Annotated in this window: 13 protein-coding genes and 3 tRNA genes; 7 read left to right on the top strand and 9 right to left on the bottom strand. The window is 49.4% G+C overall.

Annotated features, from left to right (window positions below):
• Positions 1–170: 170 nt before the first annotated feature.
• The 6 genes from lon to AOV_RS00970 all read right to left on the bottom strand — a co-directional run bounded on the left by lon (position 171) and on the right by AOV_RS00970 (position 6149).
• Positions 171–2597: an endopeptidase La gene (gene lon, locus AOV_RS00995; protein WP_075138769.1), complete on the bottom strand. Its 2427-nt coding sequence runs from the start codon at positions 2595–2597 to the stop codon at positions 171–173.
• Between the two features lie 18 nt (positions 2598–2615).
• Entirely contained in the window at positions 2616–3833 is a 1218-nt protein-coding gene (clpX, locus tag AOV_RS00990) for an ATP-dependent Clp protease ATP-binding subunit ClpX (RefSeq protein WP_075138768.1), read from the bottom strand.
• Positions 3834–3842: 9 nt separating this feature from the next.
• The gene (clpP, locus tag AOV_RS00985) at positions 3843–4439 is read right to left on the bottom strand and encodes an ATP-dependent Clp endopeptidase proteolytic subunit ClpP (RefSeq protein WP_010267227.1); all 597 of its coding nucleotides are present in this window, start codon (positions 4437–4439) and stop codon (positions 3843–3845) included.
• Between the two features lie 61 nt (positions 4440–4500).
• Complete coding sequence (tig, locus tag AOV_RS00980; protein ID WP_075138767.1) at positions 4501–5826, bottom strand: trigger factor; 1326 nt, start codon at positions 5824–5826, stop codon at positions 4501–4503.
• Between the two features lie 35 nt (positions 5827–5861).
• A tRNA-Leu gene (locus tag AOV_RS00975) sits at positions 5862–5945 on the bottom strand.
• A gap of 132 nt (positions 5946–6077) precedes the next feature.
• Positions 6078–6149: transfer RNA gene (locus tag AOV_RS00970), tRNA-Lys, on the bottom strand.
• Positions 6150–6628: 479 nt separating this feature from the next.
• Between AOV_RS00970 and AOV_RS00960 the strand changes: the two genes are divergently transcribed.
• Genes AOV_RS00960 through AOV_RS00950 form a run of 3 tightly spaced genes read left to right on the top strand, consistent with a single transcriptional unit; the run spans position 6629 to position 9156 of the window.
• Positions 6629–7135, top strand: coding sequence for a phosphatidylglycerophosphatase A family protein (locus AOV_RS00960; RefSeq protein ID WP_233497188.1), 507 nt, complete (start codon positions 6629–6631; stop codon positions 7133–7135).
• Positions 7136–7174: 39 nt separating this feature from the next.
• Entirely contained in the window at positions 7175–7948 is a 774-nt protein-coding gene (locus AOV_RS00955; RefSeq protein WP_075139448.1) for a GNAT family N-acetyltransferase, read from the top strand.
• A gap of 59 nt (positions 7949–8007) precedes the next feature.
• On the top strand, positions 8008–9156 hold the full coding sequence (locus AOV_RS00950; protein ID WP_075138764.1) for a hypothetical protein: 1149 nt from the start codon (positions 8008–8010) through the stop codon (positions 9154–9156).
• 338 nt (positions 9157–9494) lie between these two features.
• On the opposite strand, the gene AOV_RS00945 is transcribed toward AOV_RS00950, so the two are convergent.
• Together AOV_RS00945 and rpsD are read right to left on the bottom strand one after the other, a co-directional pair.
• Positions 9495–9580 (bottom strand) — tRNA-Leu (locus tag AOV_RS00945).
• Positions 9581–9594: 14 nt separating this feature from the next.
• On the bottom strand, positions 9595–10209 hold the full coding sequence (gene rpsD / locus AOV_RS00940) for a 30S ribosomal protein S4 (protein WP_117374507.1): 615 nt from the start codon (positions 10207–10209) through the stop codon (positions 9595–9597).
• Positions 10210–10539: 330 nt separating this feature from the next.
• Between rpsD and iscX the strand changes: the two genes are divergently transcribed.
• The 4 genes from iscX to thiD all read left to right on the top strand — a co-directional run bounded on the left by iscX (position 10540) and on the right by thiD (position 13706).
• A complete protein-coding gene (iscX, locus tag AOV_RS00935) occupies positions 10540–10737 on the top strand; it encodes a Fe-S cluster assembly protein IscX (RefSeq protein ID WP_075139446.1) in 198 nt (65 codons plus the stop codon).
• Between the two features lie 322 nt (positions 10738–11059).
• Entirely contained in the window at positions 11060–12241 is a 1182-nt protein-coding gene (locus AOV_RS00930; RefSeq protein ID WP_233497187.1) for an AI-2E family transporter, read from the top strand.
• The gene (locus AOV_RS00925) at positions 12242–12907 is read left to right on the top strand and encodes an HdaA/DnaA family protein (protein WP_075138763.1); all 666 of its coding nucleotides are present in this window, start codon (positions 12242–12244) and stop codon (positions 12905–12907) included.
• A 7-nt stretch (positions 12908–12914) separates the two neighbouring features.
• Positions 12915–13706 (top strand): bifunctional hydroxymethylpyrimidine kinase/phosphomethylpyrimidine kinase, encoded by a 792-nt coding sequence (gene thiD / locus AOV_RS00920; RefSeq protein ID WP_075139444.1) that lies wholly within the window; start codon positions 12915–12917, stop codon positions 13704–13706.
• 103 nt (positions 13707–13809) lie between these two features.
• Here the strand turns inward: thiD and AOV_RS00915 are convergent, their stop codons facing one another.
• Positions 13810–15192 (bottom strand): hypothetical protein, encoded by a 1383-nt coding sequence (locus AOV_RS00915; RefSeq protein WP_075138762.1) that lies wholly within the window; start codon positions 15190–15192, stop codon positions 13810–13812.
• Between the last annotated feature and the right edge of the window lie 99 nt (positions 15193–15291).

Here is a 15291-nt window from a genome sequence, read left to right as displayed (position 1 = left end):
GCAAGCATCAACCCGGGACAACCAACACCATATTTACTGCACCCAGACACAAGCTGCGCGCGGGCCCCAGCCCCACGACGGCCAAGACACCAAATGTCACTCATGCGTCAGCATCAACAGCATCGCGCGCCATACCGGCTATATGCCCTACCTGTGGCGCACACCACTCCCTAGTTGAATAGAGTACAATCCCCTCCTTCACCAACGCTAGAAACTTTATCCACGAACACTTCGTCCTCGCTCAAGGGCACAATCTTACCCAGGAGAGCGCCCTGGATTACCTCATCAACGCTAGACACTAACACTATCTCCATACACTGAGTGACGCTCTCCGGAAGCTCGATAATGTCCTTCTTGTTCTGGCTAGGAATAATGGCAGTTGTAATCCCTCCGCGCAGCGCAGCAAGCAACTTTTCTTTTAAACCACCTATTGGCAATACCCTACCCCTAAGCGTAACCTCGCCGGTCATGGCCACAGTATTTTTCACGGGAATACCAGTCATGAGCGAGACTATAGAGGTACACATCGCAATGCCAGCAGATGGCCCATCTTTGGGTGTAGCCCCTTCGGGAACGTGTATGTGTATGTCATTAACTTGAAAATCCCTAGACTTGATGCCAAATCCTACACACCTAGACCGGACGTAACTATAAGCCGCTTTTACAGACTCCTGCATAACTTCACCCAGCTTGCCGGTATATTTCACGCCCCCCTTACCAGGCATGGTTACAGACTCTATAGTAAGCAAGTCCCCACCGGTATCGGTGTACGCAAGACCTGTAACTACACCAACCAGGCTGTTTTTCTCTATTATGCCAAAATCGTACTTACGCACCCCTGCGTACTTGCTAATATTGTCTGAGGTTATAGACAGGCTTGTCACGGTCTTGGTTTTGTCGGTCAAAATCTCCCTCATCCCCTTTCTCATAAGGGAAGCCAGCTCCCGCTTTAGGTTTCTGACCCCACTTTCTCTGGTATAAAACCTCATAAGATCGTAGATCGCCCCGTCAGAGATTTCCCATTCTTTTTCGCGCAAACCGTGCTCCTTGCGAAGGTTAGGAATCAGGTGTGACTTGGCTATGTGCAGCTTCTCTTCCTCTGTGTAGCCAGAAAGTTGGATCGCCTCCATGCGATCCAACAATGGCTTCTGCATATTCAGGCTGTTAGCAGTTGCAACAAACATCACATTAGAAAGGTCGAACTCAACCTCCAGATAGTTATCTACGAAATGTTTGTTGTGATCCGGATCCAAAACCTCAAGCAGCGCTGCAGTTGGATCCCCCCTATAATCGGAACCTACTTTGTCAATCTCATCCAACAAAAACAAAGGATTGCACGTTTTTGCCTGCTTCAGCTGCTTGATGATCTTGCCAGGCATTGCTCCGACATACGTCCTGCGGTGCCCACGTATCTCGGATTCGTCGTGTATACCGCCAAGGGATACGCGGACAAACTCGCGCCCAGTAGCCTCTGCTATAGACTTCGCGAGTGAAGTTTTTCCCACACCTGGAGGCCCAACAAAGCATATTATCGGGCCCTTAGGCTTTTTTACTCTTTTAAGGACAGCCAGAAACTCTAAAACCCGCTCCTTCACCTTGTCCATACCATAGTGGTTTCCATTGAGAATTTTCAGCGAATTCTCCATGTCTATCCTGGTGTTCTTGAACTTACCCCAAGGGAGATCGAGCAGCCACTTGAGATAGCTGGAAATGATGTTAGCCTCAGGTGACATCAAGTTCATCTTCTTGTAGCGCTTCAGGTCGCTCAGAGCGCGCTCTTTGGCCTCCTCAGAAAGCGGCGTAGCGTTTATCTTCCTCTCGAATTCACTTGCAGAATCACTATCACAACAGGCACCATCGCTTTCTTCCAGTTCGCGCTGTATCGCTTTTAGCTGCTCGTTTAGGTAGTACACTTTGTGGGTAGACTCAACCTGTGACCTGACTCTATCATCAATCTTCTTTTGTGCATTAAGTACACTAATTTCCAGCTTTATGAGGCCGAAAACCATGTCGAGGCGTTTTACTACGCAGAACTCCTCTATTACCTTCTGCTTATCTTCAACACTAATGGCGAGGTGAGACGCCACAACGTCAGACAGGTGACCCAATTTTTTGATTTCATATGTGGAGGCAACGACCTCGGACTGGGTCTTTTTGCTGAGTTTGTGCCATATATCGAATTCTTTGAGCACTGACCGCCTCAGTGCTTCTATTTTGCTGTCTACAGCTACGCTCTCATTATCCTCAATGACTTCCACCTCCGCACTTAGAAAATCATCGCCATCTATAAAATTCAGAACCTTTGCTCTATTCTCGCCCTTAATCAGAACCTTTAATACCCCATCAGGAAGCCTAAGCAGCTGCACCACATCCGCAACAGTACCAACCTTGTATAGATCATCATTACTAGGATTGTCGACAGAACCGTCCACCTGCGTTAGGAGTAGAATTTTACAGCAGCTATCGTTCTTAGCAGCGTGTTCTAAGGCGCTGACAGACTTACCCCGACCCACAGAAAGGGGCATAACGATTCTGGGGAAAACCACGGTGTCCCGCAGCATCAAAACAGGCAGCGACAAAACCTTACTTTCTTCCATAAAGAACCCCCACCTTACCTAGCCACTTTCAAAACAGTTTCTGTTCATCATAACGCCCTCAACCATGGCGGCATCGACGACAACTTTGCCGTCTTCGCAGCCTAAGGGGTTAAACATAAAATCGAGTAATAAGGACTCCATAATGGCTCGTAGCCCCCTGGCTCCAGTGTTCCGAGCAACGGCCTTCTTTGCAACAGCCAGAAGGGCCGCATTGTCAAACTTTAGCTCAAGGTTATCCATCTCAAACAGCTTGGTATACTGCTTGACCAAAGAGTTTTTTGGTTCCACTAATATGCGGTAGAGCATCTCCTCGTCCAGCCTGCCTAGGGAGGTGACAACCGGTATTCTTCCAACAAACTCCGGTATCAGCCCAAACTTTACGAGGTCCTCAGGTTCAGTATAGCACAAAATGTCCTTGCGTTTGTCAGCTATTTTTTGAACATTCGCCTCAAACCCCATGCAGCTGCCACGATTTCTCGCTTCAATAATCTTCTCAAGGCCGTCAAACGCTCCGCCGAAAATGAATAGGATATTGTCGGTGTTTATCTGTATAAATTCCTGGTGAGGATGCTTTCTACCACCCTGAGGTGGGACAGAAGAGACAGTGCCCTCGATCACCTTTAACAAAGCCTGCTGAACCCCCTCTCCAGAGACATCGCGGGTTATTGAGGCATTCTCTGACTTTCTTGAGATTTTATCGACCTCGTCAATGTATATAATACCCCGCTGTGCGGCCTCCACGTTAAAGTTAGCAGCCTGCAGTAGCTTCAATAGAATATTTTCTACATCCTCACCAACATACCCGGCTTCAGTCAACGTTGTGGCATCTGCCATGGCAAACGGCACTTGTAGCACCCTTGCTAGGGTACGCGCGAGTAGGGTCTTTCCGGAACCGGTTGGGCCTATAAGCAATACGTTGGATTTTGATATCTCAACCTCGCTGATAACTCCAGAATTCCGCAAACGCTTGTAGTGGTTGTAGACGGCAACCGATAGCACCTTTTTGGAGTGCTCCTGCCCTATGACATACTCATCCAACACCTGCTTTATTTCTGGAGGCTTGAGGTCAAAACCGCCTTGCTTCGCAGGCCTGCCTTCCTCCTGCAATATGCCACTACAGAGCTCCACACACTCGTTACATATGTAAACCCTGGGCCCAGCTATGAGCTTCCTCACCTCGCTGTGAAGCTTTCCACAAAACGAGCAGCTATAGGTGCCTTTTCTAGCCTCTGACATCCATCTTTCCTATATCTGCTCCCCTCCTCGCTTGTCTATCACCTTGTCAACTATGCCAAAATCCTTAGCCTTCTCCGCAACCATGAAGTTATCTCGCTCCATGCTGCTCTCTATTTCCTCAAGAGACTTCCCAGTGTGCTTTACGTATATTTCGTTCAGCCTGCGCTTGATCTCCAATATCTCCCTGGCATGTATTTCTATGTCAGTAGCTTGGCCACGGAAGCCGCCCGAGGGCTGGTGCACCATTATCCTGGAATTCGGAAGCGCATATCGCATACCAGGCTCCCCACCTGCCAACAGCAGCGCACCCATAGATGCTGCCTGACCCAAGCACAGTGTAGACACCTTAGGCTTTATGTACTGCATAGTGTCGTATATGGATAGACCAGCGGTGACCACTCCTCCGGGAGAGTTTATGTATAGAGATATGTCCTTCTCGGGATTTTCGGCCTCAAGGAATACGAGCTGCGCCACGATGAGACTGGCCATATTGTCTTCCACAGTGCCGGTTATGAATATTATCCGCTCCTTCAGCAACCTGGAGTATATATCATACGCGCGCTCTCCCCTGCTGGTCTGCTCAACCACCATCGGTACTAAGTTCATAATTATTCCTCTCTCAAACCCCTACACAGCACCAGGACCAACAGCTCCCAAATTGCGAAACCTAGATACTCTCGAAAAGCGACTTCAGATCTCCGGCGGGCACATTCTGCCTTTCTTTCTTAGCCTTGGCAACCATATATCTGACCACCTTGTCCTCAAGCACCCTCCCCCTTATGTGATCTCTAACCCCCTGATTCGACCTTAAGAGTTTTAGCACAGCATCTAAGCTGGCCCCATAGTTCAGATAGTTAGACCGAACAAACGCCGAGATATCTTGCGCTTCTACAGCGATATTGTTATCTTGAGAGACCTTCATCAGTAGCATACCAAGCCTCACTCGCCGTTCCGCCTCCTTCAGGACGCCATCTTCTCCCATAGCCTCAAGCTTGCTCGGATCCAACTCACGCCTAATCCTAGTAGATTCTTGAGACACCACGGACTCCGGAACCTGGCCTTGGTAAATCGCCTCCATATGATCAAACAACTCCTTACGCATTAGAGCGTCACTCATGAAAGCAAAACGGCCTTTCAGGCTTTCTGTGGCAAAGTTGACCATATCATCAGCACAACCAAACCCGCAGCTTTTTGCCAACTCCTCGCGATCACCAATATCCTGCGGCACCATGATACCCACAAGCTTCACTGACATCTCAACCTCCTTGCCCGCGAAGAGCCTCATACTGTAATCGCTCGGAAACCCAAGCTTAAACTCCTTTGTATCTCCAACCTTCATCCCGGTGATCTCGTCTTCAAACTCCTTGGGTAGATGGCTCCCACCGAGCACCGCCACAAAGCCCTTGGCGCTTCCGCCTCTTAGTGCCTTGCCCTTGAACGAACTGTGATAGTCAATTACAACCTTGTCTCCAGCGGACGCACGTCGTTTCGGACTATCTGACGCAACAAAGCTAGGGTACCGGGTTCTGAGTTCGCCAATAAACTTATCAACGTCTTCCTGCCCAACTTCCGCTTCCATTTCTTTGAGTGCAATCTCTTCGGGATTGATTGAGGGAATCTCTGGCATGAGCTCAAACTGCAGTTCGTACACCAGATCCCCGCCTTTTCCCTCTGTGGAGCACACCTTGGGGTGAGAGGTAACCCTAACCTCTGAGGTTACAACGTCTCCAAATCCGCTTTCCTTCATGAACTGCGACGAAGCGTCGTCAACAACCTCGGACAGCACCTCCCTTATGACATCTTCACCACAACTGCGCCGCACGAGATCCAGCGAAACTTTGCCCTTCCTGAACCCATCCATTCTGACATTTGCCGCAACTTCGCGCAGCCTGCCATCCACCTTCTGCTCCAGGTACTCGTTACCGATGGTAAACTCGTACACACGCTTCAGCTTATCACTCAAGATTTCTTTTACAACGTAGAACCGCTGCATAAAACACTCCACCACAATTAAGGGAGCACACAGGGTGCGGATAGAGGGACTTGAACCCCCCACGGGCCGGGCCCACTAGGACCTAAACCTAGCGCGTCTACCAATTCCGCCATATCCGCACGAGCAGCCCGGGTTTGCCGCACTGAGCTGCTATCGTTAAAGGCATAGCCGCAGCGGCAACCCAACTACCAAGTCCCAGCACCACCCCCCTAAAAACTCTGACACAGGATGCTCCAGCAAAAAGCGCTGAGTGGTTCCGGCGTGATTCGAACACGCGACACACTGATTAAGAGTCAGGTGCTCTACCGCTGAGCTACGGAACCCTAAAGCAGCGGAACGCAAGCTACCACAGACATCGCACTACACCGCTTCAGCGGTTCTTGATACTACCATACTAACTGTATGTCAATAGCAAGATCGTCGTCACTGCAGACTTGACTGCAAGGTTTATTGGTTTATAATGCGGACCGCTTGTTTTTGGCTTGTATGGCGCGTGGCCCGGTGTGCGGGGTCTCTCGCCTCTCGGTGGGTTTTTGTGGTGGTTTTTATGAGATTTTCTAGGGTGGTGCTTCTTCTTCTTGTCGCTGCATTCGGGTTGCAGGGGTGCGGTGGTCTGTTTTCTAAGGGAGAGCGCAGGATTAAGAGCCCCTGTGTTAGGGCTGGCAGTGGCCATACATGTGAACGCCATTCGGTGAACCAGTGGTGGCTTGGGTAATGTCGTCTCCCCGCCGGTGGCCATTGGCGTTTCGTCTCCACCCTTGTTGTGTGTGTTTGCCACGCTGGCGTGCCGCGTAGTTCTTTCTTGTCTGCATTCGCGCAGGGCGTTTCCACGTGGTGGGTGTGTGGCAGGTCGCCTGTGGCTCCGGGCACTGCGGGAAGCGCATCAGCCCTCGTGTTCTTTCCCTTGGTAGTTTCCAGTGCAGCTTGCGGGGCCCTTCTAGTGGTTGTAACATTCGCCCTGGGCTTGTGGGCCGTAGCTCGCTACCTTGAGGATAATCCGGAAAGGCATGACCCAGCTGAGGTTGTTGTTGATGAGGTCTGTGGGCAGACGCTTGTGCTCACGATACCCTGCATACTCACACAGCGCGGCGTTTTTGGCGTACACTTGCCTAGTGATGCGCTACATCAGACAATCTTCCTGTGTTCCGGGCTTGTGTGCTTCAGAATTTTCGACGTGGCAAAGCCGTGGCCAGTGTGCATAGTAGATGCCCGAGTGGGAGGAGCGCTGGGCGTTATGCTTGATGACATAGTCGCCGCCATACCGGCATCTATTGTGTGTCTCGCAATGGTGAACGCAAGCTTTATGTAGCCGGGTCGCTATTCAGGTAAAGGTGAGGTGAACCCAAACATGCATTTTTCTTCTTTAGCCGCAGATAACCTAAGGGAGTATATGTCGTATGCGATTAGCATGTCAGGGGGAATGGTCCGCAAAGTAGGTAATTTGATACTAACAATAAATGGTCACCCAAACTCTTCTTTCAACTACGTATTCTCCACAGATGGAACATATGAGGAGTGCGAGCAATCTGCCAGGAATGTCCTGGATTATCTGGAAAAAGAAAAAATCGATACAACGTGGGTTGTGGACTCCCATACTAAGGAGTTCGGCAGGACGGTAGATAAATTAGGGTTCACCACACCAACCGTGGTGAAGAAGGCATTTATGAAGATACAGATGCATGCCCATACCAGGAATCACGGTTCAAATCTTGTGCTAGAAGCTGTCAGCACGGATTCTGCGCTAACTGAACTCGATTGTATGGCATCGAAAATTTTCTATTGCAATATGAACGATCTGGCAATACTGTTGAAGGGGATGGTTAGGCATCAGCCCTCGAACCTCAGGTTCTTCCTTGCCAAGTTACACGGTGCTACTGTGGGGCTGTGTGGAATGTACGTCCGTAATCAGGTAGTGGGCCTATATAGCGACGGGGTGCTACCGGAGTATAGAAATATGGGCATAGCTAGTGATATGGTACTACAGAGATTAGAAATGGCCAGGGAGTTATACAGGTGCAGGTACGCCGTGGCCCAGTGTGTCAGGCAATCCGTAGATCTGTACCGCAGATTGGGGTTCAGGATGACTGGAAATTTGTCGCTATATGCTTCGCTCATGGCATGAGGCATAGCTGGGAAAGGTAGACTAGTGCTCGGTGGAGGAGTATAAGAGAAAGTTAGTTAATGTTTACGTATGCTGCCGCCTATGTATTGGTCTTTGTCCTAGCAATACTGGCAGTTTTTTGTTTTTATGCTAGTTTAAGCATAAGCGACTTTCGGCATAATAACAACTTACTAACAAGTCTGCTACTGTCTCTTGGAGACGGATTTTACCTTTGGGACGAGAAAAAACGCGTAGAACGCTTTTCCCCCAACCTGCAGATGCTGCTGAACAGCGTGTTCTGTTCTTTCAACGAACTAGCAAACTTCTTTGAAGAGTCCGACCAGCTGAGGAAAAACTTTACCGAAGCTCGCAAGATCAACAAGTCTTTCACTATGGACCTAAAGGGGAAGGATGCAGAAATCTATTGCTCGTGCTACGGCCAAAGCATAGTTGACGATCAGGATAAGATAGTCGGTGTGTTGCTGTGGATTCAGAATGTCACTGGAGGAAGGTCACTAATTGCGAGCCTCAATCGCAAAAACACAAAGCTAGCGCGGGAACTTAGCAACTGTAGCAGCGTAATCGACACGCTACCCTACCCGGTGTGGAAGAGAAACAAAAACGCCGAAGTGGAGATGCACAATCCTTTTTATTTGAAGTTGGTACAAAACAACCAGGGTGATACGCTGGTTAAACAGCTCAGTTCCAAGGTTGTGGGTAGCGAGACCGAATTTCAGGAAAAGGCATTCATGATTGTCGACAACGAGAGAAGACTCTATTTACTAACAGAAGTGAAAACCTCGGATGGGGGCTCTGTTGGATACGGACAGGACATCACACAAAGCTGGCAGCTCACACAAGAAGTAAAAGGCCACTCAAAAGCACAAAAGAGCCTTCTTGACAGCTTGCCGTGTGCAGCGGCTCTCTATGGTAGCGACGGAAGACTGCTGTTCTTCAATAGCCACTTTAGTAAATTCTGGCAACTGGACCAATCATGGATGAGAGGTGGTGTGACCTACTCAGAGATTATACACAAGATACACGAAAAGGAGTTTGTCGATGACGGGTCTTTTGAGCTACTAAAAAAGCAACAGTATGAGCTCTTTGGTAAGTTAGCGGAGCCGTATCATGACGCTCTGACCTTGCAAGACGGTACCGTGCTAGAAATCTCTGTGGTCCCCAACCATAAACAGGAGCTATTGTTTCTCTACAGTCGCGCACAAGATTAGCTCTTACCCGAGTAGCCGCGCCACGGTTCAACGTTGGAGCTATAACGAGCGCCGTGCGGATCGGGCTTTTTGGGTAGCGAGTACAAAAAATCGCAGATGTACGGGGACCACAAGCCGGAGCAGAAGTATACGGTCACCGGATTTATATGTGAAATGTGTGATATGGAACCAACTTCTCAACTATGAGAGCCATATCCCAAACAGTGGGGAGACCACCTTACAACAAAGAACATACGCTTACCCGCACGGGCCGGTCAGCTCACCCGGCTAGCTCCTCTCTGGCAGCCAACACGGCCGCCATCCGCAAGCACAACAGCACCAGTGAGTACAACGTGTGGTGGTGCCCATGGGGAGACTTGAACTCCCACGACCGCAAGGTCAGCGGATTTTAAGTCCGCAGCGTCTACCATTCCGCCACATGGACAAAAGGGGCAACCACTATCCGGAATAGAACTCAACGACCAAATTCACTTCCATGTTGGAAGGATAAGGAACCTCGCAATGCTTGGGCACCCTGATATAGCGTGCAGAGCGCTGCGCAGTGTCAACCTCTAGGTGATCAGGAACACGTCTCTCCTGCGACTGTATAGCAGCAAGCACCATAGGAAGCTCTGTTGCTCGCTCTCTTATTTGCACAACATCACCAGGCTTCACTAAAAAACTGGGTATATTCACCACTTTGCCGTTCACAGTCACATGCTTGTGGGAGACCAACTGCCTTGCAGAGAATATAGTGGGCACAAAACCCGCGCTGTACACAACCACCGCTAGGCGAGATTCCAAAGCGCCAACCAGATTATCACCGGTATCACCCTTCCTGTTGTAGGCCCTGAGGAACGTATTCCTTAGCTGCTTACTAGACATCGCGTAGTAGCACTTAAACTTCTGATGCGCCGCGAACTGCCTACCAAAACTTGAGAGCTTCTTATACCCCATGCTCCCATGTTGGCCCGGAGGATAATTCCTGGTAGCGACGGGGTCCTTAGACCTCCCCCAGAGGTTTACCCCCAACCTACGACTCGCCCTGTATTTTCTCTCTACAACCGCCACAATATAACCTGCACAAAAATAACCGAAGGGAGAATAGGAATGCTCCCACAGCTCCGCGAGGCGAATTAACGCCATACGGGGAGGAAGTATGATCATTTTAAGCAAGTGTGTCAACCAATTTCGTATCCAACCATGAGCCGCCTAAATGGCCATCGTAGCGCCCGTATTGAATGACAATTACCCGCGTGCCCATGGGCCAAAACACACCTGGTCGATGAGTTTTTACCAACAACACCACTGAAACCTAAACACAACAGTATAGATAGTTTGTCTTGGACTGTGGCGCCGGTTACGATAATATCCTACAAATATGCGTTTGTGAGGGTGAAATCCGTGAAGTGGATTGATGTGGAAGATATAGCTCGCTCGTTGGAAAATGCCTACCCAGACCAGGACATCTTTGCCCTCAGATTTACCGAGTTAAAATCTATGGTAGTTGGCCTGCCGGAGTTTGACGATGACACCAACGGGTGCAATGAAAAGATTTTAGAAGCAATACAGATGGCTTGGAGTGCGGAAAGGGATGAGTGACGCCTATAATCCCCTCATCCCGCTCCAACACAGGCCACGCTGTACTGGTCATACCTTCAACCCCGTGAAGAACATTTGCAGTGGCTGTGCTGGGCTAGTCTTGAAATCGGGGTTAGCTACATTAGGTAGAACTGGCAAACAAGCGGTGGTGCCACACATTTAGTCTGGTGCATGCGCGGAATTTATCGGCCACTGGTAGGCCGCTGCGTGTTCCCTGCACAGTCCGTACGGTATATGCTTTTATTTTGCGGTTAGCCAAGAACACGTCCGCCGCCAACATATGTTGTTGGGAATACCTGCGCCAAAGCCCGGCTAGGATCACGTGCTCATAATTATTGAACCGAGCGCACTAATATTATACAATGCCTGCGGGTTGCTGCCCGTACTGTCCCACAAAGTTGCTAAGGGTGAAGGGGTGAAGTACTTGAACTGCCTGCTGGGGGCAGGTTGCGCTGCTGTCCTGGTGTTTGTCATGCGACCCGTGCTACCGTTATGCTGCGTTGCAGCTGTGCTGGCGTATTTGCTGAACCCCCTTGTAAATAGGCTGGAGTCCATAGGTCTCCCTAGGCCTGTCTCATCTTTCGCGATAATATTCTCTTTTGTCGGTGTGTTTGCGGCTCTTTTGGTATTTTTAGCGCCAATAGCATATTCCCAAACTCTAGAACTAGCCAAGCTACTTGTTGACAAGTTGCCCTTCGCGGGCATCGAGGGCATAAAAAACGCTCTACTGGCTTATGATATGTTGCGTTACGATGGGGTCATTGGCGCGATGAATTCCGAAGCATTGTCCCCCAATAACCTCTTCAGCGGTAACAATGCGGAGTTTATCAAGCTGTTTGACGGCCTGTACAAAAATTTCATCAAGGTAGCCGTTAGAGTGATACAATCCGGCGTCGGGATCGGGTCTATAGCAGCAAAGATTTTTATAACCCTACTGCTGCTGTTTTATATTCTTGGAAGTTGGCCGCTCGTGGTAAAAAACGTCCTTCTTATGGTTCCCAGGCACTACCTTGAAGGTTTCTCAAATTGTATGTCAAAGATCGACGGCATAGTGTCCGCATACATAAGGGGCCAGACCATTGTGTGCCTTATCATGTTAATCTACTACTGCATATGCTTTGCAGTAGTGGAGCTGGAATACTCCTTGGTGCTCGGCGTCATATCTGGCATTATGACGTTTATACCGTATATAGGACCAATTCTGTGTACCACACTCTGCACTTGTCTGGCTCTACTTCAGGGGTTCAGTTGGACCGGCGCTGCGGCTGTAGTACTGATATTTGTGGTTGGAAATGTGGTGGAATCAAACATAATCACTCCAATCCTACTTAGCAAAAGATTAGACCTTAGCCCCGGATGGGTGGTAATTGGAATGGTGGTTTTCAGTGCACATGCCGGCCTGTTGGGGGCGTTAGTGTCCATTCCGGTAACCGCAATTGTGAGCGTCTTGACGCATTTTGCTGTGGAGAAGTACAAACACAGCAATTTCTACCTTGGTAAGTGAATGTACAGGCAACTAAAGCTGTTCGACACACAGGAAGTGCACTCGTACCAATGTTCTGACTACGTACTTCTGGACCACAATAGGCACACTTACAACCTGTTAATGAACACCGATAGTTGGGGTTGTTTCGTGCTCTACGGAAAATCTGGTTCGGGAAAAACTCACCTGGCACATATGTGGCAAAAACTCAGAAAGGCAAGCTTTATATGCCACGGCCAGGTTATAGGTGAAGCGATAGGCACCATAAAAGAGAGCAGTGCTGTTATCATCGAAGACATAGACAACCTAAGGGATGAACCGTGGATATTGCACTGCTATAACTTTGCACGCGAAGCTGGAAAGCCCCTTTTGATGACATCTTCACTGCCACCACACATGCTCAATTACCAATTAAAGGACCTAGAATCTCGTATAGTATCTGCTATGAGTGCAAGTCTCGCTGATCCAGATGAGGAGCTGCTGCGAATAATGCTGGTAAAATTATTTACTGATCGGCAGATGCACACAGATATTCGCACTGTGAATTACATACTAAATAATGTTGAGCGGTCATTCAAAAAACTTAGTGACGTGGTAAACCTAATAGATACTGAATTGCCAACCAATGCTAGGGGTGTTACCATTCCGTTTGTTAGGTCGGTAATTAGGAGGGGTGGTCCTGTATAGAGGGAAGGTGCTGAGCATAGCTGGTTCCGATTCTGGAGGAGGAGCAGGAATACAGGCGGATATAAAGACCATCACTATGCTGGGGTGTTACGCTGCCACTTGCATAACATCCGTAACCGCGCAAAATACCACGGGAGTTTACGGAACCTGGAATCTGGCTCCGGAGGCCGTTGAGAAGCAGGTTATGGCTGTATTATCAGACATAAAAATAGACTCGATCAAAATAGGCATGCTACCTCCTCGTCTTATGGAAACTGTGGCAAATGTGATCCCAGGCGATACACCCGTGGTGCTTGACCCGGTTATGGTCGCAACATCTGGGTTTGAGTTAGTCGGGGCCACGGAGTTTATGAAGTGCTCCGGCGCGCTTTTGAAGAAGGTATCTTTACTAACGCCCAACATCCCGGAAGCCGAGCACATGTCCGGGGTGACGATACGCACGAAGCAGGATGTAATCAGAGCTGGAGAGATTATCAAATCTTTGGGAGTTAGCGGCGTCTTGGTGAAGGGCGGACACTCAGACGCAGAAGAATACGTAGAGGATATCCTACTCACGGAAAGCGGCGTTCTCTGTTTTAAAAACGCCAGAATTCCTGGGAGGGCTCACGGCACTGGATGCACTCTGTCGTCCGCCATAGCGAGCTTCGTTGCGTGCGGTCTGTCGATAGAGGAGAGCGTGGAATCAGCTATAGGCTATTTGACAAACACGATGCGTGCCGCACCCAAAATCGGGTGTGGATACAATCCCGTGTTTCACAATTACGAACTGTTCCCGGATGCTAACACACCTAGCTCATGAGATCTGCAGCGGATAGTTTCACAGCTGGGGCGTGCCTGGCAGGCGCCGAACTTGTACCTTGCCATCTAACCACAAATTATGTTGCAAATGCTCCGCAAACACACTATCTAGCAGCACCGGAACCACGGCTCCTAGCAGATATGAAGTTGTCTCGCAGCTCCGTACTTGTGCCATAGCTAACGGTAGTTCCACTACTCATGAGATCTGCGCCTGCACCTACAACTTTCAGCATGTCCTCTGTATTCAGAACAATATGGCCATCGTCATTTGCTCCGTGCGCAGCTACACCCTGCCGCCCTTTACCCTTCATACCGGGCAAATTATCCTGTTGATGGACATCACCTCGACCACCATCACCAATATTTGCACTTGCCTCAGGAGCCCCACCATGGGCCGATGCGCTTTGGGACTTCTCCCCTTTAACGTCTAGGTAAAAGCCCAATCCTTCCCCCATATCCTTAACGCTACTTATGAAGCAATTGAGTGCCGCATCTCCGGAATCAATGAGAAGATGCTTACTAACCCGCAGTTGGGAAGCGTCAAGGTTATATGCCGAGTTAGCAACGATCGGAACGGCTTTCGCAGCACTCACAGAAACCTTTCTTACACTCCCAATCATGCCCTCACCCAGTAGTGCTATGCTCTGCATACATCTCAAAGCGAACCCCGACATTATAAACCCCGCGGGCGAACCCAAGCCCGTAACAGTGCCCTTCTGCTTGGCTACAACGCGGTGCCGCGCCTCGCGCTCCATACTAGCAGCACCCGCGCCCAGGAGGCGCGCACAAACGTCAAAAGCCCCCTGCGGAATCATACAAGCAAAATTCAGTACAGCCGCGCACGTGTTAAAAGGTACAGCCATTGCTATAGTAAGAAGCCATGAGGTCGCACCAGTTTTTTCGTTCACAATGCGCTTGGTCTCAGCCGTCACCTCAGCGTTGTAAATAGCCCGCATGACCCTTGCTTCCGCATCACTCACAGTGGTGGGAACCAATGTATCCCCATCACAAGCTACTACCAGCCTTTTGTTTTTGTACTGCTCCAAATCTAAACCCAAGGCTAGCAATGCCTCTTTCTGATGATTGGTGTTGATCGCGTAAAGAAGTTTGCCGTCTGTAGTGACCGCTCTATCCAGCCCCAGACCCTCTGATTTTATTGGTTCTAGCGGGAACGCCTTACCCCTAACTATGAGCTGCCCATTTTCGATTCTCATTCCGCTTCTTTTCCCGCTAAAGCACGAAGCGGGTAGGAATTCACATGGCTGGCTGCGATCTACAAGCTGCGACATGAGCATGGGAACGCGCACCTTCTGCTGCTCGCCATCCCCTTGGGGATCCAACCTGGCAATGTTTTTAACATTAAGAGCAAAAGTGACCTTCAGCGCATTCCAAACGTTCCTTGGTACACTGGACTCTCTAATACTCGTCCCAATATCACCGGCACCCCGTGCCGCCGATTTCCATAAATCTCTAAGCTCTCCGGACATACTCCTCGCTTCAATAACCCTACACGCAAGGGGAACATTCTAGAGAAAATTCTCTAAAAATTAATAAACTTCACAACAGGGACATACACCCCAACACAA

It is taken from the genome of Anaplasma ovis str. Haibei, assembly GCF_002214625.1.
Taxonomy (GTDB): domain Bacteria; phylum Pseudomonadota; class Alphaproteobacteria; order Rickettsiales; family Anaplasmataceae; genus Anaplasma; species Anaplasma ovis.
Note: the sequence above shows the minus strand (reverse complement) of the source record. Positions and strands in the feature narration are given on the sequence as shown.

What these genes read in the sequence shown, in the direction of transcription:
- lon (WP_075138769.1), bottom strand. Translation starts at nt 2,597, where the DNA reads ATGGAAGAAAGTAAGGTTTTGTCGCTGCCTGTTTTGATGCTGCGGGAC.
- clpX (WP_075138768.1), bottom strand. Translation starts at nt 3,833, where the DNA reads ATGTCAGAGGCTAGAAAAGGCACCTATAGCTGCTCGTTTTGTGGAAAG.
- clpP (WP_010267227.1), bottom strand. Translation starts at nt 4,439, where the DNA reads ATGAACTTAGTACCGATGGTGGTTGAGCAGACCAGCAGGGGAGAGCGC.
- tig (WP_075138767.1), bottom strand. Translation starts at nt 5,826, where the DNA reads ATGCAGCGGTTCTACGTTGTAAAAGAAATCTTGAGTGATAAGCTGAAG.
- AOV_RS00955 (WP_075139448.1), top strand. Translation starts at nt 7,175, where the DNA reads ATGCATTTTTCTTCTTTAGCCGCAGATAACCTAAGGGAGTATATGTCG.
- AOV_RS00950 (WP_075138764.1), top strand. Translation starts at nt 8,008, where the DNA reads ATGTTTACGTATGCTGCCGCCTATGTATTGGTCTTTGTCCTAGCAATA.
- AOV_RS00925 (WP_075138763.1), top strand. Translation starts at nt 12,242, where the DNA reads ATGTACAGGCAACTAAAGCTGTTCGACACACAGGAAGTGCACTCGTAC.
- AOV_RS00915 (WP_075138762.1), bottom strand. Translation starts at nt 15,192, where the DNA reads ATGTCCGGAGAGCTTAGAGATTTATGGAAATCGGCGGCACGGGGTGCC.